Raw genomic sequence first — 26094 nt, 5'->3', positions numbered from 1 at the left:
ATAAAAAGTACTAATCTAAAACTCTATGTAAACCCCTGGGTTTGCAACAACTGTAGATTACATACTCTATTTTAAGTTTGATGAAACAACTTTAATTATGCTCTTGATACGTTAGTAGCTTGAGGTCCTTTGTCTCCTTGAACAATTTCAAATTGAACTGCTTGACCTTCTTCTAATGTTTTGAATCCATCCATAGTAATAGCTGAGTAATGTACGAATACATCATCTCCGTTTTCTCTTGAAATGAATCCATATCCTTTTTCTGAGTTAAACCATTTAACTGTACCTTTTTCCATTAGAAAATTCCTCCTAAAACATTATTGAACCTAGGTTTATGTACCTTTATTCTTTTCCAGTCTATCATACAGCATATTCTATGTCAATATTTTATTACATTGACTGAATGATACATATATAATATACTGCAACTGATATTGTTGACACTTTCTTATCATTTATTCATATTTTACTTCTTTGCTACAAAAAATATACGTTCACTATTATCTTTTGAGGGATTAAATGTAAATCCATCATATTCTTTTATATCTTTAAAGTCTAATTCATTTAATATTTTTATAATTTCTTGGCTCTTGTACGCTCTTTGAACATGGTACTCTTCTTCTTTTTTATAATACTTTCCGTCTTGAATAAAAAAAGTTAAATCCATCTCTATAGTATTACTTCCTTCATCAAAGTAATTTTCCCATAAATAACATAGATCTTCTAAATTTTCACCAAATGTATTATTGCCTAAAATATTTTTAATTTTATAATGAGAGCTAATATCGAAAATAAAAACTCCCCCATCCTCTAGGGCATTGTACACTCCTTGGAATACTTTCATTAAATCATTTATATCAACAATGTAATTTATTCCATCACACATACTCAAAATACAATCAAACTTTTCTTCTAATTCTAAGTTAATCATATCTTGCTCAATAAAAAGTATATTTGTATTATTCTCCAATGCCTTATTTTTTGCAATCATAAGCATATCCTTAGATATATCTAACCCTAATATATTGTAGCCTTTCTTTGCAAGTGGAATAGTAACATTTCCAGTTCCACACGCTATCTCTAATATTTTATGTGGTTTATTTCTATTTTGCACCATAACTTTCTCAACATAATTCGCCCAATCTTCGTAGTCTACATCCTCCATCAATCTATCATAAAGATGAGCAAATCCACAGTACTGATCAACCATTACTTATTTCCCCTTTTTCTTTTGTTTTTTCCTTACTGTCATTAAACCACCAATTCTACCTGTTTCCTTAGCAGTAAGTCCACCCCAACCTAGCCGTTTTACCTTATCTATTAGTCCAAGTTCTTCAGCAATTTCATATTTCATCATCATATCAGGGGTAAACTCATCTATATTTCTTGTTAACTTATTCTTTGTCATAAATATCCCTCCATATCCTTATTATGGAATTATCGAAAGAATATTATACAATTAGTCATAAATTCCAAAATATAATTACTAAAATTAAATAATATATTTAATTAATTGTAATATTATATTTTTTTGTTGATTTTAATATTAATTAGTGGTAAATTAATTTGTGTTGTGATATCAATACTATTTTCCCACTCCCCCTTTTAATATATAAATATATATTAAATGGAGTAATGCAATCTTCCCCTAGATTGCTTACTCAATCGGAAATAAAAGAAGACATGATTTTTTCACGTCTTCTTTTTTTATGCTAAAAAATACTTAAATCTAGCTCCTTTGAAATATCTTTTAATACTCCTATACCCGCAATACTATTTCCTTTTTCATCTAGGGCAGGTCCTACAACCCCTATACCCATCCTTCCTGGTACTACAGCCATAATACCTCCACCAACACCACTCTTAGCTGGTATACCCACATTTATAGCAAATTCACCTGATGCATTGTACATACCGCATGTAACCATAAATGCTTTAGCAATTTTGCTATATTCTGGATTGATTAGTTGTTGTCCCGTTTCTTTAAGAATACCATTATTACTTAAAAATAAACCTATTTTAGATATATCCTTACAAGTGACTTCTATAGAACACTGTCTAAAGTATACATCTAGATTTCCTTCCACATCTTCGTTAATGACTCCAACATCCTTCATAAAGTATGCCATTGCCCTATTTCTATCTCCGGTTCTTTTCTCAGACATATATATTGATTTGTTTATTTCAAGAGTTGGATTTTGTGTAATGAGTTTAAAAAAATTCATAATACGATCTATCTTTTCTTCTGGTGAGTTCCCCTTTATCATAGAAGTAACTGCAATAGCTCCTGCATTAATCATTGGATTAAAAGGTTTAGAAGGTCTCACTATCTCTAATTTCATCATTGAATTAAAAGCATCTCCTGTAGGCTCCATACCTACCTTTTCAAAAATGTAGGCAGGTCCCCAGTCCTCTAATGCCATTATTAGTGTAATTACTTTAGATATACTCTGGATAGTAAATTTATATCCATAGTCTCCTGCTCCAAATTCTTCACCATCTAGTTGGCTAATATAAATTCCTAGGGCATCCTTATTAGCTTTTGTAAGTTCGGGAATATACGTAGGTAGATTTCCATATTGTATTTTATTTCTGTTTTTATCTAATATTTTTTCAAGTTGCGCCTGCATTACTTCACCTTCTATCAATAAGTTTATACAATAGCTTGCAAATTGAATATATAAGATTAAGCAGATTTAGTCAACACTTTTTCTAATGAAAACTACCACCATCTATAAACTCTCTCAATATTGAGGTTTTAGGCACATCTTCTTCTTTTTCTAGATTAACAAAATAATTTAGAAACTTTAATAATCGTTTTGCCTCTGCATGATATGGACTAGTTGTGTCAACTTGTCGCAACAATGGTTCTGCATACTTTTTAAGTACACTTAATTCATAGAACAGTGCCGAATTAAACATAACATCTGCTTCTTCTTGGAAAGGAAAAATATTTTTTTCTTCACCTCTTCTAACAGATTGCCATAGAAATAATGTTCTGTTAGCATCATTAGACCTAAACTTACTATCTCTGACTAACCTCCTAATAAGTCTTGTATCTGTAGTAGGTATACGATTATGTTCATCAATATTTAACTGGGTCAAAGCACTTATGTATATTTTAAATTTCTTATTTCTAGGTATAGATTCTGTTAGCTTATCATTTAGACAATGGATTCCTTCTAATATTAAAGGTTGATCTTTATTAATTTTAATCTTGTTCCCTCTATATTCTCTCTTGCCCAGATGAAAGTTAAATGTAGGGATTTCAACCTCTTCTCCAGCTAATATTCGCTCCAGATCCCTATTAAATAGTTCTAGATCAATAGCATTCAGAGCCTCAAAGTCAAACTCACCCTTATCATCTAAAGGTGTATCCTCTCTATTTACAAAATAATCGTCTAGCGAAATAGAAACAGGTTTCAAGCCATTTACCTTTAGTTGAATCTCTAATCTCTTAGAAAATGTAGTTTTTCCAGAAGAAGATGGTCCTGCAATTAAAATCAACTTTTTTTCATCTATATGTTCTGTAATAGTATCTGCAATTTGTGCAATCTTCTTTTCATGTAATGCCTCTGCAATACGAATAAATTCTCCTTCTTTTCTTGTTACTATTAAATCATTTAACGTAGCAACATGATCAATTTCCAAAATTTCTCCCCACTTTTCTGTTTCTCTAAAAACTTTAAATAACTTTGGTTGCTCTTCAAAGTTGGGAATTTGACCATCTGCCTCTTTTATAGGTAATTGTATTATGATACCAGGGCTATAAAATTTTAATTTAAACTTTTTCATATACCTCGTAGAAGGTACCATATATCCATAAAAATAATTTTTTAACCAGCCACATTGATATATATTTATATAAGGTTTTTCTCTATACTTCATTAAATTTACTTTTCCCATTTGTCCGTATTCTCTAAAAATATCTATGGCTTCATCTACAGGGATTCTACTTTTTGTCAAAGGGACATCTTCTTCAACAATTTCCTTCATACGATACTCTATACGTTGTGTATCAGTTTCATCAATTTGCCTTTTATAATGAACCTCACAATATAGACCTTTACTTAATGAATGTTCTACAGAAACTCTACATCCAGAAAATAATTCCATACAAGCTCTTATAAAAATAAAAGCCAAGCTTCTTTGGTAGATTCTAGCCCCTATAGGAGAACATTCATTTATAAATTTAATATCACAATCTTCATTTAAGCTGTAACTTAATTCTCTTAATTGATTATCAACAATAGCCGCTACTATTTGATATGGTTCATTTTTTTGAAAATCGTAACTAATTTCTTCTAAGGAAATACCTTTTTCATATTGAAAAGAACCTTCATTTTCTAAAGTAACTTTAATAGTACATTGCTCTTTATCTTGAATCATTTATAATCCCCCCATTTTGCTTTTTATGTATTGTATTATAGTATATTAAATATATTATTATTTATATGTGCTAAAACACCCCATGAATACTGTTACCCACTTAACATTATAAATTAACATATTATTAAAGTATCATAAGTTTCAATCGAAATCAAAAGTCTCTGATATTATACAGAATAATAGTCCCTGCTTAAGAACAGGGACTATCTGCTATATCATAGGTCTACTGGGGGTAGAGATATTGCTTAGTGCTTCCCCCGCCTCATTTTCATAAATATTTCTTACTGCTAAATCACCGATAGATACCATTCCTACAATTTTACCATTTTCAATAACTGGTAGCCTTCTTATTTGATTTTCTCCCATTATTTTAGCTGCCTCATGCACATGAGTATCTGGAGTAACAGATACTATTCCTTTAGACATTATATCACTGACACTTGATGTATTATCTAATCCTTCAACTACTCCTCTTAATACTATATCTCTATCTGTAATAATACCTATAGGCTGATCTTGATTATCACATACTGGAATAGATCCTACATTCAATTCCTTCATTTTTTTTGCTACTTCAGTAATAGAAGCATCTGGTAAAGCAGCATAAACCTTATTAGTCATAACATCTCTTATATTCATATATACACCTCCACTTAATATACTTCATATATATGTTGCTCCAATTTCTATTTTTTTATTAGCACCAAAATTAATAACAAAAAAAATTCCTAACTAATGTTAGGAATCCAAAATCATTATTTTAATAATCCAATTTTATTAAATGGGAATAATCGAACAAAAGCTTTACCCATAATTACATCAAAATCTACCAAACCTAAAATCTCATCACGGCTATCCAAACTATTTCCTCTATTATCTCCCATTACAAAAATCTTATTTTCTGGCACGATTATATCTATATCACCCTCAGTATACGTTTCTGAAATATAATCTTCCTCTAACATAGTACCATTAACATAAACTTGACCTTCTTTAATTATTATTTCGTCTCCTGGAACTGCTATAACACGTTTAATTAATAACTTATCCTTACCATTGTCTGTCTTTAAACTAGACTGAAAAACAACTATATCTCCTCTTTTAGGTGCACTCCTTTTATATAGAAACCTATTGATAATTAAAAAATCATTCTCTTGTAGTGTTGGACTCATGGAATAATTTTTTACAATGGTTGGTTTTACAAAAGTCGTAATTATTAACGCAATAACTAGGGATAATATAATAGTTTTTATCCATTCGATTATTTCATTCTTCATCTTCTGTCCCCCTGTCTGCACTTTAAGAATAAACTTCTTTACCTATTTTATCACTGTGAACGATGGAAATCAACTTTAAAAGCAATTTCGTCCACTGTCCACAGGGCAGACATTATATAGATATAAATTCTTCAACAACTTCTATTAAATTTTTTACATTTATATTATCATCAGTATCATCCCAAACTGCTTCTTCATCTATTACTAAAATTAATTGTGGAGCCTCATGAGTTACTTCAAGAACATCTTCGACCGCATCAGATACTTCAATATCTTCTCTCACATATATTATGGTAAATATAATATCATCCTCACTATCTTTAATGAAATTTAAATATTCATCATATGCATCTTCACTATCCTGACTAGACTCATCATGTTTAAAAATAAATACTGGCTTTTTATTTGATCTTCTTAATATCTTTTCTAATTCATCTACAGTAACAATTTTTTTTAATTTACGTGACATTAATTAATCCTCCCTAAATATATTGACTTTGTTATTAATTGTATATTACAGCTTTAATCATATTATAACTTGTAATATAGATATTATGTAATTTACCATTATTTCATTTTTAAATACCTTAATTTCAGATATATATTTACATTGTTTTATATATTACCAATTTTTTTATTATCATATCAATATTGATGATTTTATTTCTTTATGATATTCTAAGGTATATAGATTTTAATAAGGAGCTGATCCAGTTGGAGAAGATAAAAGATTTTTTTCATGATTTTTCAGATGTTTTTTTTGCTATAGTTGTAGCCAGTGTAATGTTTGTTGTGCTTTCATGGAACTTAGGAAGTTGGTTTTCTAATTCTTCAAATACTGTATTAGCAGATGAACCAGTTAATATTACCAAAGACAAAAATAATAATCCCATATCAGAAAATGATGATAAACAATCTAATATAGTAGGAAATGAGGAAGTTGAAAAAAATAATAGTGATAAAGATAAAGTTACACCTGAGGACACAACCGATAATATAGAATCTGAGGAGACCGATGTACCTTCTGATAATATTATTACTTCAGAACAAAAAACGGTGTCTATCCCTAATGGCACACCTGGATCAGGTATTGCAAAAATATTAAAAGAAAACGGATTAATAGATGATGCAAAAGACTTTATACAAGCGGCTGAAAACTTAAACCTTGCACATAGACTAAAATCCGGTTCATTTGAAATTCCTACTAATGCTACAATAGAAGATATGGTTAAAATTATAGCAGGACAGAAGAAATAAAATTTATAAACATCTAATTATTAAAGTTTTTACAATTCTATACATAACAAAAGGTAGCAGAATTTAAAATTCTACTACCTTTTCTATTTCTATTCATCCTCTATTCTATTGTATCTATCTCTACTATCTCGTGTATATTGGTTTAATTTTCTTAAATTGCTAATCCACAGATAAATAACATATGGAATAAAAAACACCATCAAAATTGGAATTCGTGCCATTAAAATAAAGTTAAATAGGCCATGTAAAATCACAGGCATTAATAATGATCTTTTATAATAGTATGTTTTTAATCCTGTGTCCTGTGTATATTTACTTAAAGATAAATAGTAGCCCATAGTAACACCGAATAGCATATGTGCAGGTACAGATAAGATTCCTCTCATAATTCCAACATAGTAGTTTCCTGTATAACGAAAAACAACATACATAATATTCTCTACTGTGGCAAATCCCAAGGCCGCAAACACACTATAAACAATACCATCAAGCTTTTCATTAAAGTTTTTATTATTGTAAGCACCATACAAAACCGCAGATCTTTTAAAAAATTCTTCCGTTAGTCCAGCTACAATAAATGCAGTATAAGCTATAGAAAATATCCCAGGAAAAATATTAATCGAAAGTAAAATTCTCTGCACAAACATTATTGGTATTACAGATAACGCTCCTAAAGCAAAAACACGAAGTAATAGTGTCCATGGCTCTTTATCATATCTATCAGTCAAATATATACCTATAGCTAAGGCAATAATAGGTGTAACTGCAATTATTACTAACCTTATAATCATCTAATTCTCCTTCCTGCTTATACTGATTTTAAATTGCATTTATTAAATAATCTATTTCATCTAGCATTATATTTCTTTGTTCATCAGTTGTAGCAGGAATCTCATATAAATTTTTATATAGCATAGTGCTTATACCACAGAATCCTAGTATTCCTTCCATCATCACTTTCTCCATGGCGGCAGATATGCCTGACTGATTCATATTTTCTTCACTAGAACCAGATGTAGTAAAAACCATAACTGTCTTATCTGATAATAGTCCTTTTACGGTTCCATCTTGTTGTGGAGCATATGCAAATCCTCGACTAAATACTCGATCGATCCATCCTTTAACAATAGCAGGTTGACCTGCCCACCATACAGGATATATAAATATAATATTTTTGGCCCACTCAATATCTCTATGTTCTATTGCTATATCTTCAGTTACGGTAGAATTTCTCATTCTCGCAAAATCGTTCATAGTTAAAATAGGATTAAAATTTAATTGATATAAGTTTTTAGAAATAAATTTATATTGTTTTTCTTTAAGCTTATTTTCTATAGCTTTTAATATAGCTCCATTAAAACTATCTGGATTTGGATGACCAAAAATAATTAGCGTATTTGTATTTTTCATAAAAAACCTCCTCATTCGTATTTAGATTTAGTATGTTTCATTTTATTTAAAATTACCCATAAAAAAAGATGATCTTTTTTAGATCACCTTTTTTTCTTTCTGTATACTTAACCCAAAGAAATAATTTCTTTTATTTGTACTATTGCTATAATAATAAATAAAATACCTGTAAAAATTAAAGGCGTAAATTCGACTCCCTTTACTTCTACGTTTGTCTCATCACTACATACTTTTGAATTTAATTCTGCACGATCTTTTTTTATAATCTTAATAAGCTGATAAGCAATTAGCACGGTTACTGCTGAAATAATTCCAAACACAATAGTACCACTTAACATAGCTATAGACGTCGGTAGTTCAACAGCAGCTTCGCTAGCCGTATCCATATTTGGAAGAACCTCAGAAACTAAATTTAATATAAACCCTAAAGTAACAGCAAACCCATTATTAACTATATGTCCAATCATGCCAGCAAAAATAGAGTTTGTTTCTACAACTAAATACCCAAAAACTAGACCTAGCACTATTGGGCCCATTAAATTATACAAGTTAAAATGAAAGAATCCAAATAAAATTGCTGATAAAATAATTGCTTTTTTCTTTCCCATTCTTTCGTAACCAGATAAAATAAATCCTCTAAAAAATACTTCTTCACAAATACCTGCTGATATAGATATAACAAACATAAGTATTAAATATTCACTACTACTTGCAGCAGTAGGTAATTGTGGTATATTTAGATTTCCTATTAGACTCATTATAGTCATTAGTAATGCATTTGCAAAAACTGCCGCTGGATAAGTTAAAATGGTGATACAAGCTACCAAGAATCCATGTTTAAAACTTATTTTATTTAGTTTAAGAGTTTCCTTTATGTTTAGTTTTTTTGCTTTGATGTAGATTATAGGCGGTAAAAGTATAATAACATATTGTGTAATTATTAATCCACTTTGCAGACTTCTTCCCTGAACATAAGCCCCTAAGGTCCAAAACAATATAGCTCCAATAAGATATAATAGATTTGCATCTAATACTTTTAACCTTTTTTTATTTAACATATCATTCATAATATTTTATTCTCCCCTTCATTTATTAATCTACCAATCCACTTATTTATTTTATTATATTACTAAATACTTGTACTGCATACATTAAAACTATTTTATTAAGATTAAAAGATTTATGCATAGCATAAAGCACCTCTTTTTTAAGAAGTGCTCTGTTTCATATTCTTCTATCTATCTTTATCTGTTACAACGAATACATAAGGAATATTGCGGTAATAATCTCCATAGTTTAATCCATATCCTACAACAAATTTATCTGGAATAGTAAATCCTACATAATCCGGCTCAATTTCTACTTTCCTACGTTCTGGTTTGTCTAATAATACACAACATTTTACACTAACAGGATTTTTTGTTTTTAAATGCTCTATTACATATTTCATAGTTAAACCTGAGTCTGTAATATCATCTACTACTAGTATATGGTAATCCTCTAAATTTTCTTTTATATCATTAACAATTTTTACTGAGCCACTGCTTTCTGTTCCATGACCATAACTAGATGTTGTCATAAAGTCTATTTTAACTGGAATATCCAGCTTTCTTACTAAGTCTGCCGTAAAAACAAAACTACCTCTAAGTAATGAAACAACATATAATTTCTTATCTCTATAAACATCAGAAATTTCTTGTCCTAATTCCTTAAGTCTATTTGAAATGTCTTCTTCTGAACAAAGTACTTCCCATACCTTTTTATCTATATCCATTAACTTTCCCTCCAATAAAACCATATTATTAATATTTTAATGCAAATAAAAATCCTTGTCAAATATTCCTACAATAAGTATTAGATTTTTATATGCTAATTATTTTATAAAATTTTATTTGTTTTAACTTTAATTAATTATGCTTATTGTTTTTTTGCTGGATTAATATTTCCTTAATCTCTTTTAATAAAACAATAACCTTATTTATAGAGTATTGTATAGATATTAATATAATAAATAAAATTAGGATTGGTACGATGTATTTAGTCATTTTAATACCTCCTTTCAAATGATTATATTATTTATTCTATTATTTGAAAAGTTTTTAATAAAAAATTCTTATTCTAATATAAAAACGAAGAAGAACACACCATCCTAAGGGATAGCGTGCTCTTCTTCGTTTTCATCAACTTTTTCCATTTTAGAAATAGATACCTCATATGCAATTTTATTTAAAACATTTCCATCTGATAATTTTTTCTGATATTGCCTACTTTGTATCCGTCCCCAGATCCGAATTCTATCACCAACATTTAACTTAGAAGAAAACCTTGCATTTCTTCCCCAAGCTATTGTCGGTATGTAGTCCGACTTTATTTTGTTAAAATGGCTATTTTTCAATGTTTATTAAGTTTTATTTTCAAACATTTTCACTGTAATATTGCTAGATTCATTTTATTAGATTATTATTGATTCGTTAAATTAAAAAAGTGCCAATCCTCTAAGAGAACTGACACTTAATATTGACTAAGTAACTATGTAATGGTTATAATCTATATACATAGTTGCCTAGTATCTTTTTGTGTTGGTAGCACTTAAAGGTATAATTCCTTTTTAGATGTTGGTAGCATCTTAAAAAGGTGGCAACTTATTTAATTTTTTGAACAATCTTATCTATAATAATATACTTGTCTAATTGCAAAGTCAATTAAAAGTCTCACTTACTGACACGACTTGTAAATATGCAACACCTGAGTGTCATATTCAACCCTCAGCCATCATATTCGACGGGTAGATACCTCAAAGGGGTATAACAACTCTGTTACCCCTTTTAAAATAAACTCTTAATCATAATATCCTTTTCAACTATATCCCCTGTTTCTGTATCTGTAGCAATTAATCTAAAATATTTTCCTACATGACTATTATTACTACTTCCTTTTAATTTAATATTTGTATTAGTTTCTTCTACAATAGATACTGTACTTGTTGCATTGCCTTTATAGTCTATTGTCCAGTTAAATCCTGCTTCTACAACTTCATTATTATTCTTTTTAACGGCTGTATATATTCCAGTTTGATTAAGTGTTAATGTACTACTACCCTGTAATTCATACGTGAAATTATCGGCAGGTGGCTCTGGTTCAACTGGAGTTTCTGGTAATGTTGGTTCTTCTGGTTCTTCCACTTCATCAAAAGGTAAAATAGGTGTAATGTTGCCATTTAATCTATCTACTCCTCTATCATATCTATCAGCAATTTTATTTTGAAGATCATCGTCTGTAGTGCTTATAGCATCTTTTTTAGAGTACAAATTAATTATTCCTACCTTAGTATAGTCAATTCCTTCTATTTTCCATACACTACCCATTGAAATAAAACTATCGCCTATTTTAAGTTGGTTAGTAATAGGTGTATAAGGTAATGTAACTGTAATTGTATCGGCTGAATATGTAATTATTCCTTTTTGCAAAGAAAATTTATCCCCTTCTATGCAACTGTAGAATAAGTATAGTTTATTATCTATAATAAATTTTAAGTCAAAATTACAATGTCTAATAATCCCCTTATAATAGGAAGAAAGTCGCTTATCATTAATCTCGTTCAATACTAAAAAATTAAGGTCATTATAATTAATATAATAACCTCTTTTTAACTCCGCATTTGTAATTAGTCTTTTATCGTCAAAAGTCCGTTCCATACTTGCATTATTAATAATACCTTTGGCTGCTACATTATTAATTTTAATATTATGCCCTAGTTCACTAAGTAAATAGGTAATATCGTTGTCTATTGGTATGTTAAATAAATTCATATTATCCCCCTTTATTTGAATAGGTATATAAACTTAGCATCATTTTCAGTATTAAGATCATCATCAACCATATTTCTAATTTTACGATTTAGGTTATCTATCTGATTTAATAAGTTAGTATGGAAATGTGTTGTAGTTACATCCTCGGTCTTGTAATTTTTCATTAGTCGAGGATTATTTGCAATACTTTCTAATATGGCTACTGCTGTACGATAGATATTTTTCTTATTTGTGTTAGAAGTTGGCTCATACTCTGCATCATGCTGTAGGTCATTCTCTAATAGATATACTTGTAATTCTTCCACTGGAAAATCTATGCCCTTAATTTCCATTTTAAGACGCTCTAAATTTGTCATTGATATAAAACCTCCTGTATTTTAAAATGGACTTTATGTCCCTTTAACTATTTATTTGCATAGTCGAATATAATCGACCTTGAATATTTAGTAACCTTCAAGTTGAATTTTACTAATTTGAACATAAAAAATAGACCATAAGTTTTCATGGTCTATTACAGAATTAATATTTTATTTAATTAATTTAGGCACATCAATTTTAAAATTCATCAGTTCACTAAGCTTAGTTCCAATTTCAATTATATCGTCAATATCAAAACTACTAGAATCACTATAATAAAAGTTCACTGAATCATACAAAAGCCAGAGATAGTCTATTATATCTTGTTCTGCTCCGTTGTAATTCTCATAATTGTTTTGCATCTCTAATACTTTTTTATACTCTGGAGTTGACATTAAACTATGGGGTTTTCCGCTTTTATATTCATCTATATTTTCAACTAAATGCACCACAAGACCTTTTACCTCTTTATAAAACTCCTCACTTACACCATCTGGAATTTTAGATTGACAGGCAGTTAAAACTAAAAGAATACATAATAAAATACCTAATAATTTTTTATTCATATTAAAATCCTCCTTTAGCATATTACACCATTAAAGTTCTTCTAATTGAATTTCTTTATACTCGCTAAATTTATCAATTTTTTTCTTTAATTCATTATAAAACTCAGATAAGAATCCATTTCTATAATCTGTCATACTTTTATTTGTTACATTTAAAAAATAATCAGGCATAAAACTGATATGTTTTAGATTATTCTCTGAATCAATATAATTAATGATCAAAATTTTAAATTTAAGGTTTTGTGATCCACTAAAACCACCAATAATAGCTCCTAATTGCCCAAATAGTATACCTCCTAATGTTGCATTTCCAACGGAAAATCCTTTGCTTTCATTTATTTCTTTAACATTTTCAATAGATGCACTTTTAATTTTTCTTAAATCTAACTTAATTTGTTCATTCTCATATGTAAATAATAGATAATCATTATATAATTTGACATTAAAAACTACATTAGAAGGATATTTTAACCCATGTAAATGAATGGATCTTATGTCCCCGTAAATACCTTGTTCTAGTTTTTCATTTTTAACCCTCTGTTCATTTTTAGATTTGTTAATAAACAAGAAAATAATTCCCATTCCTAAACATAACATTACAAGCATTAGTAGACCCTCCATAAAACCCCTCCCTTTTATTTTTCTATATTATACCATAGTTGGTAATAATGCAGGTTAATATTTCTAAAATTGTCGAATTTTTTCATGTGTGTAAAATAGTCTACTCTGGCTAATATTTTTGAACAATGCGGTAATCAATCGATGTATATTAATTAGTTTATACATTTAGAGTTTTAGCCCTAATATAATCAACTATTCCCTAAAACTACATTTACGGTATAGTTGCGTCTTATATAAAAGTTGCTTATATATTGATATTTAGCCATTTATGCTTTTTAGTCTACTATTCCCTATTACTTTTTAGTTGTTTTTACTCTTAAAATATTATTATGTAAACCTATTCTGCTATAATTTAATATAAAATCAATCTTTTCTATACTTCTGTGTAGTTTAATTATACACATAGTTGCATATCTATTACAATTCATATACTGCTCTTTTTCCAATACTTAGGTTTATTCATCATTCTAATTGATAAGGATTTTCAGTTATATGATTATTAATATATCTTATATCCTTTAATATATAGTTTATAAATGTACTTCGGAAAAATCCGAAATACCTATTATAACAGGCGTGAGTTTATAACTGAAATACTTTCAATTGATAATCTATATCATTAAGCCATTCCCTCACACCCCATCACCACATAAAACAAAACAGCCGACTAGCCACACACTCCAACTAGCCGACTAATCCAAACAATCAACTACCAAACATCACAAACATACTACAACATCAATCGTTAACTTTATCCTTCAACTCGGTTAACACTATCTATCTTATCTAATTCCTCATTAACATCATTAGTGTATGGACTTACTTCCAATAATCTCTCTAGACTTATACCGTTTATCTCTTTTAATGTTTTAAGGTTCTCTATTACTTCCTTATCATTTTGAGGTATATTAGGATTATATTGACAATCTATATAAGCATCTTCTATTATATCATTTCCTAATACTCTTAATAATGCCTTAATCTTGCCCCATCTCTTTTCAAATCCTTCATGTAGGTATCTGCTATTCATAGACCCCTTAATCTCAGCCATACCATACAACATTCTTATACTTGTTTCAGATAGATTAGATACATCTTGGCTATTCATACTAACACCAGGTGTCATAGATATATCCAGCAATGACTGCTTCAAAGTCTGCCACAACGTCTTAAAACTATTAAAGTCCATCTTACTATTAACAAATTTAAACTCTGCATCATCCATTAACTGCATAGCATAACCGACAACATTCTGATCTATCTGTCCATCTTTACTACTCAACTTTGTTCCCTTCACAACTGGAATAGGATTAAGAAATTTATAGAAACTATCCATATATTTGCTTATTAAATCTTCCATACTGTCCAATATATCTATATATTCCCTTAGACTTGCATTGCCTACTAATTCATCTAATTCGCTTGATAATACATATGGTATAGGCAATCCACTTAGATTTTTATATTCTCCTACTTTGTGTAAATCTCCATCAATATCATTATATTGTTCTACTTTATCATCACTGTAAATAGCATAATAACTTGTACCATCGAAAATATAGTACTCTATAAATGCCACCATTTGCCCTGTATGGTCATATATAGGATAACTGTCCTCACCTGCAATAATATTACTCTTAATTCGTTTATTCTCGTCAATATAGACGTATTCGTAACATTCACCATATCTAACCATATTAGATAATATTCTATAATCTATTTTATTATATTTACCTTCCCTATAAACCTTCTTATATTGCTCTAGGGCTTCCAAATCATTACTTGTTAATGTAACATCATTCTTCAATAAAAAAGACGTTTCAAATTCTAGTAAAGTCTTAGCATAATTTAATGCTATCTTTCTAGTTTCAAACGTCTTACCATTATATACTTCATCTACTCGCATTTTAATTTTATGTTTTCCTGCAAGGTAGTCTTTATTCTCTAATATCCTATTTATCCTTTGCATTTGCCAACTATCAGCAACTTCCTGCTCAAACCATAACGAATCACCTTCATATTTTACATTTATATATTTTTCTAAACTCACACGATAACCTCCTACAATTAATGTTTTATTCCTCTAAGTCTAATGTATCAATCAACTTATCATTTTCAAACCTATATATCTTCTTAATAGCATCTGCTTTGATGTCACCAATTACAAAATATTCATTTGGAAAATAATGCACAAATACATCATAGCCTGTTAAATCAATTTCTAGCATAATATAATTATTTGTTTTATTTATGGCACTTTCACCTCTTCCAAAATTCCTAGCATAATTAATATCATCTGAAAGAAATATTTTTCCGTAATTGAATTTATCTGACTTTATTATTTTACATGGTTTCATAATGCCATCCATTAGTATTTTCTTGTAATTTTCAATAGATGTGGAATGATATAATCTAAGATTTTCACTATTGATAGTATTAAAGTTCTGTATATTTGACATCTTGTCAAATTCATGAAAAAGAGAAATGCCCTTCTCCTTTAACATTTTTTCAGCCATAATTGCCGCTATACAATCTTTATTTTTTAATTTAGCAATTTCTTCGACTTTCTCCATACTAATCTTTTTCACATTACCTTCTAAATCTACTAGATAAACCTCTTTTAGATAATCTTTAATGTTTAATTTATCACATTCAATAAAATATAAATTTCCTTCCCTACTAACTAAAGTATGTTCTCTTTTATATATATTTAAATTACTTAAATCAAACTTAAATAATACAATTTCTGAATTTTTACTCCACCTTTTTCCATAACTAATCGAATCATCTACATTATCACTAAAGAAAATTTTATTTTTATTAAAACTAATATTATTACTCGACTTTAATAGATCCATTTGAATTATTGAAATTGCATTAAATAGAGTTGTTCCGTGCCACAACTCCTCTTTTTTTTGTAGTGTTAATATATCAGAAAATAAAGGTATATTTTTAACGCTATAAATTATTTTGTTATCTACCCTATCTACTTTTAGATTATTATCAAAATTTGAATAATCTGCATCTTCCATTAATTCCCGAAATATACAGATCATTTTTTTGTTTTTTTCTTCTCTTTCTTTTGAATAATTTCTGTTTAGTTGTTTATCTATATAAAAATTACTATTTTCCATAACTGCATTTACAAACGCATGAATCACCCAATTGTACATAAAAATTTCTGAATCTATATGACTGTATTTTTTACTATAATTTAAAATAATTCTATCTATTTTTTTTAACATTTCTTCATAATCTAATATAGTTTTTTCATATTGGGAAGTAAGTTTTTTGTATTCTCCTAAATTCCACACACTTCCTATGCTTTTCGTCAGTTCGTAATATTTTACCACATTAATATATTTTTCTGATGCATTATGTTTCATCAATATCCAATTATATGCATCTTCCCAAAGTTTATTTATTTCATATTTAAAATTATTATTTTTCATATATACCTCCATATTTTTAATATATTTACTGCCAATAATCTTTCGCCATTAGTGTCGAACCCTATCCGTTAAATTTGACGGCGCAAAAATGCGCTATCACTGAAAATCTAGTATAAATGTTCTTATACCACCATTAATTTGTTATTTTTAAAGATGCACTAGAATGTGCAACTTAGCCAACGATGCCATCGTGACCTACACACAAGTCTAGTCTTTGAAACGTTATATATAATATCGCCCTTGTTTCAAACTCTGTACTGCAAGTCCCAAACCGTCCACTAAATCGTCATAATTTCCCTTACCATTTGCATTACCAAAACTACCTTTATTCTCTGTAAATATTTTCATCTGCTCTAATGTTTCTTTATCATTAACTAATATAGTGCCTATCTCAAAGGCTTCTTTCAAATCATTAACCATTTTAGTTTTTGAAACACTATCACTATACCAACCATATTCCCAAGTCCTGCGACCTTTAATTTTATCGAATTTCTTTATCTTTAGCACCTGTATATAATTCTTTTCCCTAGTCAATCTGTTAATTAAATCTAGCCCATAGGTGTTACGTTCGGGTAGATACATACAGTAATTATAAAATTGTCCAAGTTGGACAACAATGTCTACAAACTTATAAACTGGAATATCATTTCTATTAAATGTAGCAACTTGCTCACCTTCTGCATCTAATATTGTTATACTTGAATAGTCGCCCTTTAATCCTGCTGCTGTATCTATTCCACCAAAGTACCAATCTTTAGGCTTAGGCAATTGATATATATTAAGTCCATTTCCTATAAACTTTTGTAGTGATGCAGGTAACCCCTCAACAACCTTTAATGGTTCGGGGATATTATACATTCTTTCAGTAATAATATTTGCATCAAATACACCTGTATCAGTACTTATAAAGGCTTCAATCGGATATGCAGGGTATTCCTGTTTAAACATATCTTCGCCCATATCTTGAATTTTCCATTGTCGCCACATGAGTTGTAATAAAGTAACATTAGTTTCTTTTAGTAGTTTCTGTTCATATGGATATAATTCTAATGGATCATTCTTTAATTTAGCACCCTTATTAATTGACCTATACCATTCTACTGCTTCATTAATTTCTGGTCTAAATTGGTCTAAGTGCGACTTATTAGTCCACCCATAAAAGAAATGTTTATACTTACTTCTTCTCTTTTCTGCATTACCAAATATATTATAGTAGTTGTTACCGATTCCATTTGCTGTACTTTCTAATATAATCATTGCATCATCATTCTTTGCTAATGCTTGTTCTAAGGCAACTAATCCACGCTCTTGTTGATTACCACCCCAGAACGCAAATTCAGAACAATGTATTATTTGTGCTGTAAATGATCTTCCTAATTCCTTTGAACCTGCAACCATTACTGCAATACGACTATTATTTTCAAATACCAATTCATCTCTATTACTTCTTCTTTGTTTTAATCTGTATTGATCTGGAATTGACTCATACATCATCTTTAAACGTTCAAACAAGTTACTGCTACTATCACCCTTATCTGCTATTAATATATAAGTAGTGTTAGGTCTTTGATGGGCATAATATAGCATTATACCTAATGACAACGTACTAAAACCTAACTGTCTTGATTTTAGGATTATATTATACCTTTCCTTATTTTCTACAAAATCCTTTTGCTCTGCATTTATCTTAAAAGGTATCATTTCACCTGTATTAGATGGTATCTTCACAAAATTACTTAACCACAATTCTATATCATTATTAATAATTGCTAGTTTTTCTTTAGTGCTTAGTTTTTTCTTAGCCATAATATCACCTTCCTATTTATGAGCAATATAAAAGGGTATAGCCACTTTTGACTACACCCCTATATCTCTAACCCATCATCTTCTTCTTTTTCTTCTTCTATAGCATTAAAACTATCTATATCCTGTCTATACTTCTTAATCTCCTTCTGCAACATAATCATATTCTTAATTGCTTGACTATCACCAGTTAATGCCAATTCTTTTACTTTGTTATATGTTTCTAGCAAATCAGTAGCAAAACTATCTTCCTTTAATAAGAATACTAATCGTTTATATTCTGGGCTACTTTCCCATCGCTTCATATAATTCATGAATTCGCCCTTGCCACCAATATACTCTAAAAATTCTTCTTCCGACAATGCACCATAGTCCCTTTTTATGTTTTGTATTTTATTCTTCCATTGGAAATATGCTTTCCTGTTGGGATTTTTAATATATTGTATTTCTCTCCATATATTTGTGTCATTCATCTGTAAAACCTCCATTTCTCAAATAATTATTTAATTAATATATCCTGAACCTGCTTTAGCAGGTGAAGGTAAAGGGAACTTGTTCCCGCAAATAATAGTCTGTATGAATTAATGTTACATATAGGGGTGAACCCCTACAACCCCCTAACGCACAATGTTTCGCTCCGCTTCACATTGCTTGTTGTTCAGTGGTTTACGCTACGCTTAAAACCCCTTCACGTTGGATTTTAACTATTTTAATCTTGGGGGATTTTTTTGCGTAAAGCATATATATAATGCTTATCGCAGATTTTTACCCCAAACTTTTAATTACTTGCCAATATGTCTTATCTCTGTTTGGATTGTCCTCACCGTTTAGTAACTTTCTATCCTTGTCAACATTCTTAATAATCAAATAAGGTAATTTTAACATTTTCAATCCTTCATTTAATTTAGATATTGACCTTTGCTGTTTTCCGTCAACTCTAACATCTATATCATCAATTAATTTTAACTGGTCTTGTTTATATAATTTAATGCCGATTAATTTTTCCAACTTGTCCGATAAAGTCAAACAATTATACATATCATCTAAATTGAAAGTATTTTTATAATCATACTTAAATCTCTTTGCTATATACCTTGCATAATTGTCCTTTTTATTACTGCTCAACAAGTCATCACAAAAATTAATGGTATCTTCACACTTGAAATACATTATTTCGTTTATTCTCTTTTGTACGTTACCATTATCTACAACATCATATATTAAATTACCATAACTTTTTCTAGGATATTGTTTAATCAATTCTTCTATACCTTCATTTCTCAACATATTAGCATATCGCATTGTATTAATTAATCCCTGTCTTTTTCCTGATAATGATTGATTGGAATATTTTTTAATATATACATTTGTTTTTTCGCCTTGTCCTATTCTTCTTCTGCCTAAGCATTGTTCTATCGTATCTACATCAAACACATCTATAATTATATGTTTGACTTGATTATCTTTGATATTTACACCATTATCTAATGTTGTAGTAGTACATAGTATTTGACTAGAAAACATATCCTGTTCAACTATCTGTTTTCTAATTTCATTATCTACATACTGACTATATCTTTTATTATGCTTACTACATAGGAAACTAGCATTATCTAACTCTTGACTTGTTTCATATGCCTTTTTTGCTAATGTAAAGTATAATGCTTTTTCATTACTAGGCAATTCAAACAACATCTTTTTTAATACTTGATCATCTTCATAAAAATATAATGTATCTATGTAACTATAGTCATGTTTAAGTTTATATTCCTTAAATTCTATTCCAATTTGTTTAATATAGTTTGTAATTGTAGATGCTGTAGCACTCATCATAATTCTTATTTTATCGTATTGTTCTAGTATCCATTTTAAAGATAAGTCTGTTAAATTATTAAAGCCACTATCTGTAAAAAAATAGTGGGCTTCATCACAAATTATATATTTATAATTACTCAACTCTTTAATTTCTTTTTGATTAAGGATAATATTCTCCAACAACTGATAATTAATAACCTTAATCGTATCTGTAGTTGTAATTATATTTTTAAATTGATTTTTCAATAAATCCCTATTAGTTAATAGTAATATTTTTTCATTCTCTAACTTTGCTATCTCCTGCAAATCTCTTAAAATTAATGTACTTTTTCCCCTGCCTGTTGGAGCTGTAATTAATATTACATCTCCATTATTCCAATTATTTATATGTTTAGTTGTAATTACATCGCTTACATATTTTTTCATACAATACCCCTCTTTTACTTATTTTTAAATTCATTTATCATCTTGTTAAGTTCTTCTTCTAGTCCTTCTTCATTTAAGAATATAAATACACTTGCATTCTCAACATTTTTATGTGGTTTAATATCGGTTATCATATATCCCATTTTCAACAAAAGTCGCGCCATTCTTGGATTAAATACTACCAAATGTGTTTTTTCCATCTTTTGATATCTCCCTTCCACCTTTTCGCCATTCTGCAAAATGCTTTCTATTTAATATAATTAATTAATTTTCCCTGCCTCTTAATTTTCTTCTATATATTTTTTATATTTTTGTATATGTTCTTCCGTCATTTCTCTTTTGTTATTCTCGTATCTACTTACTGTTCCAGTGCTAATACCTATTTCTTTTGCAACATCTTTAAGTTTTATTTTTTTTCTTATACGTTCTAATTTATATTCAATTCTTTCGTTCATCTTCTAACCTCCTTAGGCAATAATTTGCATTAAAAAAAGATAGGGACAACTAAGCCCCTACCTATTACTGTTTGTTAAATTATGCTTGCTTCTTGCTATATTGCATAATCGCATCTGGATGTAATACTTTTAAAGTATTCTCCATTTCAATATAGCCCTTTTTAGAACTTCCTGTTTTAGCAAGATCACTATATGCTAATGCTCTTAACTCTGCAAATTTTAAGTAATTCATATTAGCCATTAAACAGGTATCTACTGGCATATCGTTAACTAAATAAGGTACTACAGTAGCATAGGTTAAGTTTAACTTTTTAACTGGAGAACCAAATTCATTAGTTACACCTGCATAGTAAGTTTTATCTACAAATAAGTCTGCTACAATATCGTATGTATTATAGTCGCACAGTAATACAAGATTTTGACTTGCTGTACCTGCTTGTTTCATAGCCTTAGCCATATTTTGTAACTGCTTAATATCTAATGCTTTTGTGACTTCTGTTTTATTTTGTGGCTTAACAAATTGTAGTAATCCATTCATTTGCCTTGGATTTCCTGTTGTACCTTCGTCTCTAACACCATTAATTAAATACCATTCTAAATCTCTCTTAATCTCAACCATTCTGTTAGTTAATTCATGGGCGAATAAGTTGTTAATGTGTTCGATAGACACTGCTTGAGCCGTATCAGATACACTAACTGCCTTATTCATAATTTGACACACGTTACTATCTCCAGTTGTTCTATCAGACTCTTGGAAATCTGTAATATCTGCACCTTCTAAGGCTAATTTTCTGCTACTGTCTAATTGCTCATAATCCCAACTTACAATAGTAGAAGTTGCCTTTTGTCTACCATTCTTTAATAATAAAGATGTAAAAGGCATCTCCGTATGATCTAGTAATACTAATTCCTTTGTTAAGTCTAATTGTTTAATGTTCTCATTATTTGATAAAATCATTATTATCATTTCCTTTCATTTTTAAAGTTTAATTTTAGTAATAAAAAAAGATAGTATTTCAACATACTATCCAAATAATCTTCCTAATTTAGATTTCAACATTCCTTCAACATCGTTACTCTTTTCTGCCTTAGAGTAATCATCATCTTTACGTTTCTGATCTGGTTTATAACTATTGTCGATATTCTGTTTTTTAGTTAGTTCTTTTAATTTTGCAATCTTAGCGCTAACAACTTCTAAATTATCGTCTGCAACTAAGTCCAACATATCTTCACTTATTCCATTTTGTAGTGCTAGATGCTTAATAGTTAAGTCCTTATTTGCCCTTTCTAACTCGGCAATACCCTCCACCTTTGTGTTAAGATCATTAATAGTTGTTTCCTTTTCTTGCATTAGTTGGTCATATTCACTTTTCCAACCTGCTACTAGCCTTTTAACTTCATCTAGTGTAAAACTTTCTTTTTCTTCAAATTCAAACATACAACATACCTCCATTATAATAATTTTGTTTTCCTTCATTGTTTAGCAATTTTTTGCATTAAAAAAATAAGCAGCAGTCAAACAACTACTACTTACCTTTTTAAACAATGAAGGTATATATAATATGCCATAAGGCATTATATTAAAAAGAAATGGTGGTCGTAATTTCGTCCACCTTGCTACGCATCAATTCCCACAGCACAGTCGATTAAGGTTGCTTTAGGAGGACTCGGGATTTGCTACCCGAAAGTAATCGACAACTTATAGTAATGTTAAAAAAACATTTAAACTATTATGGTAAAGTAGAATTTATTACTTCCCCGCAATGGAGAAAGTAACTAAAAGTAGAGAATTAACTCTAATATTAACACTCTAGTTATAAAGTACTAATATTAAGGTTAATTTTATTAAAATTGAGTTATGTATTTTCAACGGTTACAGGCTTCGAATTTTTACTAGCAAGCCCATATAGCGTTTAAATTTTACAAATGAGTAAACACTTTAATAGAGCAATTTATTTCTTAAAAACGATTTTAGAGTGCGATTTTGAGTAATAATTATTTTGTAATTTTATGTATTGTTTATTTAAAAAATAAATTATAAAAACATAAGTAAAAACATGCTTTATATACTATATACAAGGAAATTAGCTATTTCTATACATATTGGAAACACTTGATTTGAACGACTTGCATTATATTTTAGTCATGAGAATTCTAGTTTTACTACATTTTTGTCAAATCTCGTATTTGGACTTTTTTTCTCGTTTGTTCCTTCTCTTTTTCCTTCCAACAACTGCTACAGCATTTTGTTCGATTCCCACTTTAGCAATGACCATACTTACAGCCGACCCATTGTGTTTACTAGGTTTAGGTATATTTTATAATGGTGGTTATTTTGCGTGTTGTTCCGTTTTTTCTGTCTTAATTTTGTCATATATCATATACAAGGAATTAAGTTCGCACTCAAACTATTGCAATAACTAATGTTCAAAAAAGTTGGATTGCAAAACGTGAAAATCTATTAATTATGTGTATCTCTTCATATAAGAAAAATATATTTTTTTACGAACCTGTTGCAAATACTGGGCTTGATGGTGCTTTCTAATTGTATAAAATTATAGTTTTTTCTTGTTTTTGTAGTATTTTTTAGCATTTTCATTAATATCACTTTTTCGTTTTTTATTAAAACAACCGTTGCAGTACTTTTTTCTATTGGATGTTATCTTCCCTTATTGACCATTATCTTCTTCCCTAAAGGGAAATGAACAAAACCTTTATAAACGTTAAAATTTGAACATCATCTACACTTCTATTCATTATTTAATTTTTAGTCCTAATCGCTATAGTCATTGAAAACACTGGGATTGATGATAGTTTCTATTTTCCTAAATTATGATAATATCCAATAGAAAAAGACCACCATTAGGCAGCCTTTCTATTTACAAACGATGAGTATGGAATGTTCAATATTCTATGTATTCTCTTCTCTGGATGTCTTTTGTGTTCTAATATTAAACTTTCTAAATTCCAACCTTGACTATCCATTCTAGCAACTACTAAATCCATGTCTATTGACTCTAAAAACAATTCCTCAAGTAAATCCTTGCATTCTAATACATCTTTATCACTACAGGCTTTTAAGATTTTATCAAAGTCTGTATTTCTATTTTCTCTAATGTATTTTTGAAATCTAACTATTGCTGATCCTGTTATTTTACACTCATCTAATATCATAGAAAATAACATTTCTAAATCTTTATCACCTTTAGTTAAAAATTTATACATCAAAAAAACTTCTCTACTTACTTCTCTGTTGTTTATTATGCTTTTGCCCATTTCTATTCCTCCCTTATTTTCATCGTATTTGTAATTATACTATCTATAGATACTATAATATAGTATTGTATATAGTATGTCAAGGTACTATATTGCAAAATGTTATACTTTCCTATACTATAGCTATAGGGAGGTAGTTATAAATGGTAAAAATTAAATTAGAAGAAGTTTTAAAAACAAATGATAAAACAATGTACTGGTTATCTAAAGAAACTAACATTGCTTACAACAATTTATCCAATCTTACAAAGGGGAAGAATAAAAGTATTTCTTTTGACGTATTAGAGAAAATATGTATCGCTCTTGATTGCACTCCAAACGATATAATAGACATAAAAAATTAAGGTGTCCTGAGTTAGGATACCTTTTTTATCGCCATATTTTATATGCAGTTGTTGCTTTAAGTTGGTCGGTTTCAACTAACTCTTGAAGTTCTGGGATTAGCATGTTTAGTTTTTTGTAGTCACGTAATTGCTGGTCAGTTACACCTATTTGTTGAGCTAATTCTTTCTGAGTCTTGCCACCAAGATTATCTTTGTTCCATTGATTGTTCCCTTCTTTTATCCCATAAATTCTTTCCAATTCTACTATACATCTAGCCATTTTCATGGGATTAACATTACCAATACATAAAATAGGAAGTTTAATATCGAGCAAAAAGTCGACATTGGTAATAAATAATACATAAAACTATATTAAAGGTGTCCGAAATTTTGTACTACCTTTTCTTATACCTCTAATTCGCTCACAATTGCCCGTATTCGCGTTTAATGCGTTATAAGGTGTATTGTATCCAATAAAAAAAGAAGTGGTTAATTCCACCTCTTAATCACTTCTAATGCTAATTTAGAATAATTCTTCTATATTTATTATATTTTCGTTAGTCATTGCTGCTAAAATATTTACATTAATTACGTTTTTGTCTTTTTGATCCTGTTCTATTGATATAACTACATTAATATCATCTTTGTTTAACATTATATCATCATCTATATTTTCTAATACGTTTCCCATATGTTCGGCTATAATTTCAAGCATAGTTTCATTTTCAAACCCTGTATTTATTCTCATACTATTAAAAACATTAACAATGTACTCATTGGCTTTATATTTGCCTATTTGCTTCATGCTTATACCTCCCTAAAAGTATAGTATCTTGTCATATTATACCATAAATATAA

At 29.0% G+C, this 26094-nt stretch carries 32 protein-coding genes; 2 read left to right on the top strand and 30 right to left on the bottom strand.

What is annotated here, in order from left to right; all coding sequences use genetic code 11:
* Positions 1 to 95: 95 nt before the first annotated feature.
* The 8 genes from HYG84_RS10190 to HYG84_RS10155 all read right to left on the bottom strand — a co-directional run bounded on the left by HYG84_RS10190 (position 96) and on the right by HYG84_RS10155 (position 6135).
* Complete coding sequence (locus HYG84_RS10190; RefSeq protein ID WP_212376648.1) at positions 96 to 296, bottom strand: cold-shock protein; 201 nt, start codon at positions 294 to 296, stop codon at positions 96 to 98.
* Between the two features lie 170 nt (positions 297 to 466).
* Positions 467 to 1210: a class I SAM-dependent DNA methyltransferase gene (locus HYG84_RS10185; RefSeq protein ID WP_212376645.1), complete on the bottom strand. Its 744-nt coding sequence runs from the start codon at positions 1208 to 1210 to the stop codon at positions 467 to 469.
* 3 nt (positions 1211 to 1213) lie between these two features.
* Positions 1214 to 1408: a small, acid-soluble spore protein, alpha/beta type gene (locus HYG84_RS10180; RefSeq protein WP_212376642.1), complete on the bottom strand. Its 195-nt coding sequence runs from the start codon at positions 1406 to 1408 to the stop codon at positions 1214 to 1216.
* Positions 1409 to 1712: 304 nt separating this feature from the next.
* Entirely contained in the window at positions 1713 to 2630 is a 918-nt protein-coding gene (glsA, locus tag HYG84_RS10175) for a glutaminase A (protein WP_212376639.1), read from the bottom strand.
* An 82-nt stretch (positions 2631 to 2712) separates the two neighbouring features.
* Positions 2713 to 4389, bottom strand: a complete 1677-nt coding sequence (locus HYG84_RS10170; RefSeq protein WP_212376636.1) for a nucleoside kinase — start codon at positions 4387 to 4389, stop codon at positions 2713 to 2715.
* 210 nt (positions 4390 to 4599) lie between these two features.
* Positions 4600 to 5028: a CBS domain-containing protein gene (locus HYG84_RS10165; protein WP_212376635.1), complete on the bottom strand. Its 429-nt coding sequence runs from the start codon at positions 5026 to 5028 to the stop codon at positions 4600 to 4602.
* A 116-nt stretch (positions 5029 to 5144) separates the two neighbouring features.
* Positions 5145 to 5666 carry a signal peptidase I gene (gene lepB / locus HYG84_RS10160; RefSeq protein WP_212376632.1) on the bottom strand — a complete coding sequence of 174 codons (522 nt, stop codon included), beginning with the start codon at positions 5664 to 5666 and terminating at the stop codon, positions 5145 to 5147.
* 112 nt (positions 5667 to 5778) lie between these two features.
* The gene (locus HYG84_RS10155; RefSeq protein WP_212376629.1) at positions 5779 to 6135 is read right to left on the bottom strand and encodes a monothiol bacilliredoxin BrxC family protein; all 357 of its coding nucleotides are present in this window, start codon (positions 6133 to 6135) and stop codon (positions 5779 to 5781) included.
* Between the two features lie 245 nt (positions 6136 to 6380).
* On the opposite strand from HYG84_RS10155, the gene HYG84_RS10150 reads away from it, so the two are divergent.
* On the top strand, positions 6381 to 6923 hold the full coding sequence (locus HYG84_RS10150; RefSeq protein ID WP_212376626.1) for a hypothetical protein: 543 nt from the start codon (positions 6381 to 6383) through the stop codon (positions 6921 to 6923).
* Positions 6924 to 7012: 89 nt separating this feature from the next.
* On the opposite strand, the gene HYG84_RS10145 is transcribed toward HYG84_RS10150, so the two are convergent.
* From HYG84_RS10145 to HYG84_RS10050, 20 genes are all read right to left on the bottom strand, one after another.
* Positions 7013 to 7714: a PrsW family intramembrane metalloprotease gene (locus tag HYG84_RS10145; RefSeq protein WP_212376623.1), complete on the bottom strand. Its 702-nt coding sequence runs from the start codon at positions 7712 to 7714 to the stop codon at positions 7013 to 7015.
* A gap of 28 nt (positions 7715 to 7742) precedes the next feature.
* Positions 7743 to 8333 carry an NAD(P)H-dependent oxidoreductase gene (locus HYG84_RS10140; protein WP_212376620.1) on the bottom strand — a complete coding sequence of 197 codons (591 nt, stop codon included), beginning with the start codon at positions 8331 to 8333 and terminating at the stop codon, positions 7743 to 7745.
* A gap of 107 nt (positions 8334 to 8440) precedes the next feature.
* Entirely contained in the window at positions 8441 to 9400 is a 960-nt protein-coding gene (locus HYG84_RS10135) for a type II CAAX endopeptidase family protein (RefSeq protein WP_249168578.1), read from the bottom strand.
* Positions 9401 to 9567: 167 nt separating this feature from the next.
* Positions 9568 to 10107 carry a hypoxanthine phosphoribosyltransferase gene (gene hpt / locus HYG84_RS10130; protein WP_212376617.1) on the bottom strand — a complete coding sequence of 180 codons (540 nt, stop codon included), beginning with the start codon at positions 10105 to 10107 and terminating at the stop codon, positions 9568 to 9570.
* 133 nt (positions 10108 to 10240) lie between these two features.
* Entirely contained in the window at positions 10241 to 10378 is a 138-nt protein-coding gene (locus HYG84_RS10125) for a hypothetical protein (RefSeq protein WP_212376614.1), read from the bottom strand.
* Positions 10379 to 10482: 104 nt separating this feature from the next.
* Complete coding sequence (locus tag HYG84_RS10120) at positions 10483 to 10728, bottom strand: single-stranded DNA-binding protein (RefSeq protein ID WP_330655428.1); 246 nt, start codon at positions 10726 to 10728, stop codon at positions 10483 to 10485.
* Positions 10729 to 11158: 430 nt separating this feature from the next.
* Positions 11159 to 12142, bottom strand: coding sequence for a hypothetical protein (locus tag HYG84_RS10115; RefSeq protein WP_212376611.1), 984 nt, complete (start codon positions 12140 to 12142; stop codon positions 11159 to 11161).
* Between the two features lie 11 nt (positions 12143 to 12153).
* Complete coding sequence (locus tag HYG84_RS10110; RefSeq protein ID WP_212376608.1) at positions 12154 to 12498, bottom strand: hypothetical protein; 345 nt, start codon at positions 12496 to 12498, stop codon at positions 12154 to 12156.
* Between the two features lie 171 nt (positions 12499 to 12669).
* Entirely contained in the window at positions 12670 to 13065 is a 396-nt protein-coding gene (locus HYG84_RS10105; RefSeq protein ID WP_212376605.1) for a hypothetical protein, read from the bottom strand.
* 30 nt (positions 13066 to 13095) lie between these two features.
* On the bottom strand, positions 13096 to 13686 hold the full coding sequence (locus tag HYG84_RS10100) for a hypothetical protein (protein ID WP_212376602.1): 591 nt from the start codon (positions 13684 to 13686) through the stop codon (positions 13096 to 13098).
* Between the two features lie 751 nt (positions 13687 to 14437).
* Complete coding sequence (locus HYG84_RS10095) at positions 14438 to 15736, bottom strand: phage portal protein (protein WP_212376599.1); 1299 nt, start codon at positions 15734 to 15736, stop codon at positions 14438 to 14440.
* Positions 15737 to 15761: 25 nt separating this feature from the next.
* Positions 15762 to 17138: a hypothetical protein gene (locus HYG84_RS10090; RefSeq protein WP_212376596.1), complete on the bottom strand. Its 1377-nt coding sequence runs from the start codon at positions 17136 to 17138 to the stop codon at positions 15762 to 15764.
* Positions 17139 to 17360: 222 nt separating this feature from the next.
* Positions 17361 to 18944, bottom strand: coding sequence for a DNA packaging protein (locus HYG84_RS10085; protein ID WP_212376593.1), 1584 nt, complete (start codon positions 18942 to 18944; stop codon positions 17361 to 17363).
* A gap of 59 nt (positions 18945 to 19003) precedes the next feature.
* Positions 19004 to 19414: a hypothetical protein gene (locus tag HYG84_RS10080; protein WP_212376590.1), complete on the bottom strand. Its 411-nt coding sequence runs from the start codon at positions 19412 to 19414 to the stop codon at positions 19004 to 19006.
* Positions 19415 to 19706: 292 nt separating this feature from the next.
* Positions 19707 to 21182 carry a DEAD/DEAH box helicase family protein gene (locus HYG84_RS10075; protein ID WP_212376587.1) on the bottom strand — a complete coding sequence of 492 codons (1476 nt, stop codon included), beginning with the start codon at positions 21180 to 21182 and terminating at the stop codon, positions 19707 to 19709.
* Positions 21183 to 21196: 14 nt separating this feature from the next.
* Positions 21197 to 21421 carry a hypothetical protein gene (locus HYG84_RS10070; RefSeq protein ID WP_212376584.1) on the bottom strand — a complete coding sequence of 75 codons (225 nt, stop codon included), beginning with the start codon at positions 21419 to 21421 and terminating at the stop codon, positions 21197 to 21199.
* A gap of 42 nt (positions 21422 to 21463) precedes the next feature.
* Positions 21464 to 21637: a helix-turn-helix domain-containing protein gene (locus HYG84_RS10065; protein ID WP_212376581.1), complete on the bottom strand. Its 174-nt coding sequence runs from the start codon at positions 21635 to 21637 to the stop codon at positions 21464 to 21466.
* A gap of 79 nt (positions 21638 to 21716) precedes the next feature.
* Positions 21717 to 22595, bottom strand: coding sequence for an SU10 major capsid protein (locus tag HYG84_RS10060; protein ID WP_212376578.1), 879 nt, complete (start codon positions 22593 to 22595; stop codon positions 21717 to 21719).
* A gap of 66 nt (positions 22596 to 22661) precedes the next feature.
* A complete protein-coding gene (locus HYG84_RS10055; protein ID WP_212376576.1) occupies positions 22662 to 23075 on the bottom strand; it encodes a hypothetical protein in 414 nt (137 codons plus the stop codon).
* A gap of 1424 nt (positions 23076 to 24499) precedes the next feature.
* Positions 24500 to 24913 (bottom strand): hypothetical protein, encoded by a 414-nt coding sequence (locus HYG84_RS10050; RefSeq protein WP_212376573.1) that lies wholly within the window; start codon positions 24911 to 24913, stop codon positions 24500 to 24502.
* A 143-nt stretch (positions 24914 to 25056) separates the two neighbouring features.
* On the opposite strand from HYG84_RS10050, the gene HYG84_RS10045 reads away from it, so the two are divergent.
* Complete coding sequence (locus tag HYG84_RS10045; protein WP_212376570.1) at positions 25057 to 25257, top strand: helix-turn-helix domain-containing protein; 201 nt, start codon at positions 25057 to 25059, stop codon at positions 25255 to 25257.
* Between the two features lie 25 nt (positions 25258 to 25282).
* On the opposite strand, the gene HYG84_RS10040 is transcribed toward HYG84_RS10045, so the two are convergent.
* Both HYG84_RS10040 and HYG84_RS10035 read right to left on the bottom strand, forming a co-directional pair.
* Positions 25283 to 25516, bottom strand: coding sequence for a hypothetical protein (locus HYG84_RS10040; protein WP_212376567.1), 234 nt, complete (start codon positions 25514 to 25516; stop codon positions 25283 to 25285).
* A gap of 243 nt (positions 25517 to 25759) precedes the next feature.
* Positions 25760 to 26041, bottom strand: coding sequence for a hypothetical protein (locus tag HYG84_RS10035; RefSeq protein ID WP_212376564.1), 282 nt, complete (start codon positions 26039 to 26041; stop codon positions 25760 to 25762).
* Positions 26042 to 26094 lie beyond the last annotated feature (53 nt).

Origin of the sequence: Alkaliphilus sp. B6464, assembly GCF_018141165.1 — a bacterium.
GTDB lineage: Bacteria > Bacillota > Clostridia > Peptostreptococcales > Natronincolaceae > Alkaliphilus_B.
Note: the sequence above shows the minus strand (reverse complement) of the source record. Positions and strands in the feature narration are given on the sequence as shown.

Excerpts from the sequence above, each read along its gene's own strand:
- HYG84_RS10145 (WP_212376623.1), bottom strand. The coding sequence starts at position 7,714 with ATGATTATAAGGTTAGTAATAATTGCAGTTACACCTATTATTGCCTTA.
- HYG84_RS10035 (WP_212376564.1), bottom strand. The coding sequence starts at position 26,041 with ATGAAGCAAATAGGCAAATATAAAGCCAATGAGTACATTGTTAATGTT.
- HYG84_RS10045 (WP_212376570.1), top strand. The coding sequence starts at position 25,057 with ATGGTAAAAATTAAATTAGAAGAAGTTTTAAAAACAAATGATAAAACA.
- HYG84_RS10090 (WP_212376596.1), bottom strand. The coding sequence starts at position 17,138 with ATGAAAAATAATAATTTTAAATATGAAATAAATAAACTTTGGGAAGAT.
- HYG84_RS10155 (WP_212376629.1), bottom strand. The coding sequence starts at position 6,135 with ATGTCACGTAAATTAAAAAAAATTGTTACTGTAGATGAATTAGAAAAG.
- HYG84_RS10080 (WP_212376590.1), bottom strand. The coding sequence starts at position 19,414 with ATGAATGACACAAATATATGGAGAGAAATACAATATATTAAAAATCCC.
- HYG84_RS10100 (WP_212376602.1), bottom strand. The coding sequence starts at position 13,686 with ATGGAGGGTCTACTAATGCTTGTAATGTTATGTTTAGGAATGGGAATT.
- HYG84_RS10170 (WP_212376636.1), bottom strand. The coding sequence starts at position 4,389 with ATGATTCAAGATAAAGAGCAATGTACTATTAAAGTTACTTTAGAAAAT.
- HYG84_RS10065 (WP_212376581.1), bottom strand. The coding sequence starts at position 21,637 with ATGAACGAAAGAATTGAATATAAATTAGAACGTATAAGAAAAAAAATA.
- hpt (WP_212376617.1), bottom strand. The coding sequence starts at position 10,107 with ATGGATATAGATAAAAAGGTATGGGAAGTACTTTGTTCAGAAGAAGAC.
- HYG84_RS10115 (WP_212376611.1), bottom strand. The coding sequence starts at position 12,142 with ATGAATTTATTTAACATACCAATAGACAACGATATTACCTATTTACTT.
- HYG84_RS10060 (WP_212376578.1), bottom strand. The coding sequence starts at position 22,595 with ATGATTTTATCAAATAATGAGAACATTAAACAATTAGACTTAACAAAG.
- HYG84_RS10190 (WP_212376648.1), bottom strand. The coding sequence starts at position 296 with ATGGAAAAAGGTACAGTTAAATGGTTTAACTCAGAAAAAGGATATGGA.
- HYG84_RS10180 (WP_212376642.1), bottom strand. The coding sequence starts at position 1,408 with ATGACAAAGAATAAGTTAACAAGAAATATAGATGAGTTTACCCCTGAT.
- HYG84_RS10165 (WP_212376635.1), bottom strand. The coding sequence starts at position 5,028 with ATGAATATAAGAGATGTTATGACTAATAAGGTTTATGCTGCTTTACCA.
- HYG84_RS10185 (WP_212376645.1), bottom strand. The coding sequence starts at position 1,210 with ATGGTTGATCAGTACTGTGGATTTGCTCATCTTTATGATAGATTGATG.
- HYG84_RS10050 (WP_212376573.1), bottom strand. The coding sequence starts at position 24,913 with ATGGGCAAAAGCATAATAAACAACAGAGAAGTAAGTAGAGAAGTTTTT.
- HYG84_RS10105 (WP_212376605.1), bottom strand. The coding sequence starts at position 13,065 with ATGAATAAAAAATTATTAGGTATTTTATTATGTATTCTTTTAGTTTTA.
- HYG84_RS10110 (WP_212376608.1), bottom strand. The coding sequence starts at position 12,498 with ATGACAAATTTAGAGCGTCTTAAAATGGAAATTAAGGGCATAGATTTT.
- HYG84_RS10040 (WP_212376567.1), bottom strand. The coding sequence starts at position 25,516 with ATGGCTAGATGTATAGTAGAATTGGAAAGAATTTATGGGATAAAAGAA.
- HYG84_RS10135 (WP_249168578.1), bottom strand. The coding sequence starts at position 9,400 with ATGAATGATATGTTAAATAAAAAAAGGTTAAAAGTATTAGATGCAAAT.
- HYG84_RS10055 (WP_212376576.1), bottom strand. The coding sequence starts at position 23,075 with ATGTTTGAATTTGAAGAAAAAGAAAGTTTTACACTAGATGAAGTTAAA.
- lepB (WP_212376632.1), bottom strand. The coding sequence starts at position 5,666 with ATGAAGAATGAAATAATCGAATGGATAAAAACTATTATATTATCCCTA.
- HYG84_RS10125 (WP_212376614.1), bottom strand. The coding sequence starts at position 10,378 with ATGACTAAATACATCGTACCAATCCTAATTTTATTTATTATATTAATA.
- HYG84_RS10075 (WP_212376587.1), bottom strand. The coding sequence starts at position 21,182 with ATGAAAAAATATGTAAGCGATGTAATTACAACTAAACATATAAATAAT.
- HYG84_RS10140 (WP_212376620.1), bottom strand. The coding sequence starts at position 8,333 with ATGAAAAATACAAATACGCTAATTATTTTTGGTCATCCAAATCCAGAT.
- glsA (WP_212376639.1), bottom strand. The coding sequence starts at position 2,630 with ATGCAGGCGCAACTTGAAAAAATATTAGATAAAAACAGAAATAAAATA.
- HYG84_RS10085 (WP_212376593.1), bottom strand. The coding sequence starts at position 18,944 with ATGGCTAAGAAAAAACTAAGCACTAAAGAAAAACTAGCAATTATTAAT.